We start from the raw sequence: 3,900 nt of genomic DNA, 5'->3' as shown, positions 1-3,900 counted from the left end.
CAATTTTATTAATTATATACTTGATATAGAGTATTTAGACATGTTAAATAAATTAATTTAATCAAAGGTATATTTAAGCTTACAATAAATAAGTGCGGTTTTTACAGATGTTACTATATTATGTGTGATATCAAATAGGAATAAAATTTAAGGAGAATAATGATTATGAGTGAAATAATGATTAATGCAGCCAAAAACTATATTTATCAACTGGATGATTTTCCAGAAGAAGCTATTATAGAGCAAATCAAAGAAGAGTTGAAGGATATTCTTTCTCTTAATGACGATGAGGTACTCGAAAAACGACTTAAATATATTGGGATTGGCAAGAAAGAGGATTATTTAAACCAATTCATAGAGACAAGCGAAGGCACAGTACTTGCTGGTATTAGGCATATGGGGGGAAACCCTGATGAACCATTTGTCTATATGTGGGCAGGATTTAAAATACAAAATCTGCATAAGATTATTGGTGAACTTAGGCCATACTTCGAAATCTTTAATCCTAAATCATATCGTTTCTGGGTTCGTCCTGATTGTAATGATTATGATGTTACAATTATTCAGCAACGTTTTATTGCGAAGATTGATGATATGGTCAAATATGATTTACCTTTGAAGATTCCAACTGATTATTATGACTGGTATTATAATCAATATAAAGTTTTTCATGAATTAAGACCTGATTTTGTTGATAGGGTAACTGTTAATCCGAAGGAAATGATGGATGAATGTCTTGAACAGGGTTTGTTATATCAGTTAGAGGTAGATGGACAAATAGCTGGACTGATTGCTGGTGAGAAGGAGACGTTTTTAGGTGAATCAACAGTGTACATTGATGAAATCCTTACCTCATCAGCTTTTAGAGGGAAAGGATATGCATCAAAGTTGCTAGGAAGTTTTGTGAGTCTGATTGATGCAAAGTACCTAACTTGTCATATTGACAGTGATAATGTTACATCCACTAAAACAGCATTAAGAGCTGGTGAAGTGATATTTAGTCAAGAGTGCTTGATTGAAGTTTAGTTTTGAATTAGGAAAAAAACGCAGTTTAGTAGACATTCAGTTTTAGAATTTAATTTATAATATAATTAAGCAAGAAGGTAGGTGTCATCATGTTTTGTAAAATCAGATTAATTAATTTAGCTCCAAACAAAAAACTGCAATAATATCAAAGCATAGTTTGTAAGGAGCGATAAAGTAGATGTTTTGTGCAGTTTTTGATTAAATATTTGCTCTAATATATAGTAGGAGAAATGTTTACGAAGTATAAAAAAGCACAAGATATATTACCTAAAGATGTTTTAGATAATGAAAATTGAAAATTTAAATAATATTAATAATAAGGATATGGAAGAAATACTAGGCACATGGGAATCATCAGTAAGAGCAACACATGACTTTTTAAGTTAAGAAGATATAATCTTAATAAAACCTCAAGTTATAGAAGGTGCTAAATATGTTAGTAAACTTTTAGGTGTAAGAGACAAAAAATGGTATTATAAAAGCTTTTATGGGAATTCATGATTTTAAAATTGAAATGTTATTTGTAAGTAATGAAAGTAGAGGAAATGGAGTTGGAAAAAGACTTGTAGAATAAGCAATAAAGGTGTTAAATGTAAATTATGTGGATGTAAATGAGAAAAATCCACAAGCAGTAGGCTTTTACAAACATCTTGGATTTAAAGCTAGACCAACAGGGAAATCCATTCCCTATACTGCATATGAAATTAAAATAATAATATAAATTATAGTATAACTAAATAAGTATAATTTGTGGAGGAAATAATGAATGCTTATAAGAAGGTATCAACCATCAGACTGTAAAGAGTTAGCATAAAGGGATTGCTACTGCAATTTGTGATGTACTGGAAAAGGCATTTGATGTAGATAAGATTATTACACTCGCATCTATTACTGCAAAGTATTTCTTTGAAAAACGAGGATATAAAGTTGTAAAGGAATAGAAAGTAGAAAGAAAAGGTGTTTTACTAACAAACTATGTTATGGAGTGTTAGTGAAAGATGAAGGTTGAATTAATAGAAGCCAGTAAGGCTGATAAAATTATAATAAAAATATCATTAAACACAGTTCTTATGTAGGGGGATAAAATGAAAAAAAATAAAAAATATATAATAATTTTAATAGTGGTTATGGTTGCCATAGCTGGATTTGTTAGTTATACATATTTTAAAGGAAATAGAATAATAAATGATTTTAGTAATTATGTAGTGGAATATAAAGATGGCATTAGTAAGTTTCTTTTAAACTCAAATGAAGAAAAATACAAAGATCTAATTAATAAATGTGATCAGATTATTGCAAATAAAGAATATAAAAAAGTTGAAGGACTAAAAGAAGAGTTAAACCAGTTTAAAGTTAATTTAACAGATAGTAATATAGAATTAATAAATAAAGGCATTTCAGAACTTGAAAATATTGATATAAGCAAGCTTCAGGACAAAGATCTGCTTATTAAAAGAATTGAAGAATTAAAAAGTTTAAGAGATAAAAAAGAATTTGTTGATGGAAATGAAAAGATAAAAGCCTTAAAGGCAGAAATAAATGATAAATTAGAAACTAAAAGGCAAGAGGAAGCAAAGGCAAAAGTTGAAGCCGAAGCAAGAGCAAAGGCAGAAGCAGAGGCAAAAGCTCAAGCTGAAGCAAGGGCAAAGGCAGAAGCAGAAGCTGCATCAAAAGCTCAAATGGAAGCAGAAGCTCAGACTCAAGGGGAAATAAATAATCAAGGAAATACACAAAGCACAAATCAAAGTGAAATAATAATAGATATTCCAACACCTTATGTTCCAACGAGGATAGAGAACCCATATTTCAATTAATGCTGTGCTTAAAGTATCTTTGATTAAGGATACATTCCCTATAAAACTAGTTAATTATATACACATAGAAACAGTAGAATTTCAGAATTCTGCTGTTTTTTTATGTAGTTATACATTTATTAAACAAAGGAAATATATGCTTTATATGGTATGAATTTATTGAGCAGTGGAGAGGGAGGTGGTACAATAAGGATGTTATTGATTAAATTTAAATAATAAGGATGAGGTAAAATAATATTCAATTTAGGAATAGTATTAAAGGTGAGTGAAATAAGTGGAAGTAATTGTTGAACTTTTAATTAGATTTTGGTATTTATGGGTGTTGGTAATTGTAGTAGGAATATTAGATCTTTTTATGCCAAGTATAAAGGGATTCTTTGGAGAAAAATCAGTATCCTTTTTCTTATCAAGACTTGATGAGACTAAGTATATGGTTATAAACGATATAATGCTACAGGTGGGAAGTAAGACAACCCAGATTGATCATGTTGTTGTATCTAATTATGGTGTTTTTGTTATTGAAACAAAAAACTATAAGGGATGGATTATAGGAAATGAATTTGATGAATATTGGAAACAAAAAATTTATAAATCTGAGAAAAGTATGTATAATCCAATAAGGCAGAATTACGGACATATACAAGCTTTAAAGAAGATACTAGGTGACTTCTCCGATGTGAATTACATTCCAATTGTAGTTTTCACTATTAATGCGGATTTAAAAGTTAAATGTAAAACAGATGTTATATATACAATAAAATTATTAAAGACAATTAAAAAATACAATAAACAGACATTAAGAGATTCTGTAAAAAAACAAATATACTCAAAGCTGATTTCTTTGAGTATTGATGATAAAGAAAATAGAAAAGCCCATGTAGCACAAATTCAGAATCGACTAATTGATAATAAGAATAAAATAAGTAATGATATATGTCCTAGGTGTGGAAGCAAGTTAGTTTTGAGAAAAAGCAAATATGGCGAGTTTAAAGGGTGCAGCAATTATCCTAAATGTAGATTTATTTTGAAATAGTCAGCTCAATACGATATAGGAGAGCTA

General features: G+C 29.1%; 3 protein-coding genes and 1 pseudogene. All 4 read left to right on the top strand.

Translation table 11 applies throughout. From position 1 onward, the window contains the following. The first annotated feature begins 165 nt into the window (after positions 1-165). The 4 genes and pseudogenes from B3630_RS15910 to B3630_RS15890 all read left to right on the top strand — a co-directional run bounded on the left by B3630_RS15910 (position 166) and on the right by B3630_RS15890 (position 3,873). Positions 166-1,026: a GNAT family N-acetyltransferase gene (locus tag B3630_RS15910; RefSeq protein ID WP_346899865.1), complete on the top strand. Its 861-nt coding sequence runs from the start codon at positions 166-168 to the stop codon at positions 1,024-1,026. A 282-nt stretch (positions 1,027-1,308) separates the two neighbouring features. Next, positions 1,309-1,739 (top strand): annotated as a pseudogene (locus tag B3630_RS15905) (GNAT family N-acetyltransferase). A 372-nt stretch (positions 1,740-2,111) separates the two neighbouring features. Continuing rightward, a complete protein-coding gene (locus B3630_RS15895; protein ID WP_346899863.1) occupies positions 2,112-2,840 on the top strand; it encodes a hypothetical protein in 729 nt (242 codons plus the stop codon). Between the two features lie 274 nt (positions 2,841-3,114). Next, on the top strand, positions 3,115-3,873 hold the full coding sequence (locus B3630_RS15890; protein WP_346899861.1) for an NERD domain-containing protein: 759 nt from the start codon (positions 3,115-3,117) through the stop codon (positions 3,871-3,873). Positions 3,874-3,900: the final 27 nt, after the last annotated feature.

The organism is Clostridium sp. UBA7503 (genome assembly GCF_002477055.1).
Taxonomy (GTDB): domain Bacteria; phylum Bacillota; class Clostridia; order Clostridiales; family Clostridiaceae; genus Clostridium_J; species Clostridium_J sulfidigenes.
Note: the sequence above shows the minus strand (reverse complement) of the source record. Positions and strands in the feature narration are given on the sequence as shown.

Excerpts from the sequence above, each read along its gene's own strand:
- B3630_RS15895 (WP_346899863.1), top strand. The coding sequence starts at position 2,112 with ATGAAAAAAAATAAAAAATATATAATAATTTTAATAGTGGTTATGGTT.
- B3630_RS15910 (WP_346899865.1), top strand. The coding sequence starts at position 166 with ATGAGTGAAATAATGATTAATGCAGCCAAAAACTATATTTATCAACTG.